Source organism: Companilactobacillus paralimentarius DSM 13238 = JCM 10415 (assembly GCF_001434985.1).
Lineage (GTDB): Bacteria > Bacillota > Bacilli > Lactobacillales > Lactobacillaceae > Companilactobacillus > Companilactobacillus paralimentarius.
Genome location: NZ_AZES01000028.1, coordinates 1 through 507, shown reverse-complemented (window position 1 = coordinate 507; position 507 = coordinate 1). Strand labels below are relative to the sequence as shown.

The 507-nt window shown below is 33.7% G+C and carries 1 protein-coding gene; it reads right to left on the bottom strand.

Features of this window, described 5'->3' with window-relative positions; translation table 11 throughout:
* Positions 1-70 precede the first annotated feature (70 nt).
* A partial coding sequence (locus tag FD33_RS12405; RefSeq protein WP_162256975.1) for a transposase occupies positions 71-507 on the bottom strand: 437 nt, incomplete at its 5' end.

Below are 507 nucleotides of genomic sequence, written 5' to 3'. Positions count from 1 at the left end.
GGCTGTTCGTCAAATCAAGTTGATGGCGGTTCAAGTTAACAGTTAGACCATAAATGGTCTAGCTGTTTTTTTATTTGGCTGATGAGCTTGCTCGAAGCCAAAACATTTGAATATTTATACGTTCAGTAAAGTTGTTCCAACTACGATATCCATAGGCACTACTTTTTATCTTTTTTATTCTTCCAATGATTCCCTCTAAAAATCCGTTGGAATATTTAAGCTTCAGTGCATTTAATACTTGTTTACGATATTTTCTTAATGATGTCATTGTTTGATCCATAGCGGTATTGAGTGGATGATAATTGAGTAGTATCTGATTCATTGTATCAGTATCGCCTGTTCTAATAGCCTTTAAAATATCTTGATATACTTCGTAGGACTTGGCGAAACCTTCGTCCAAATCTAAACACTTTGTGATTAAATTTAGATCCGTTTCATAATAACCAACACTGTACTGATACTTAGGGTTTATCTTTTCGATGGAATCGAATGATTCCAAGAATTTTT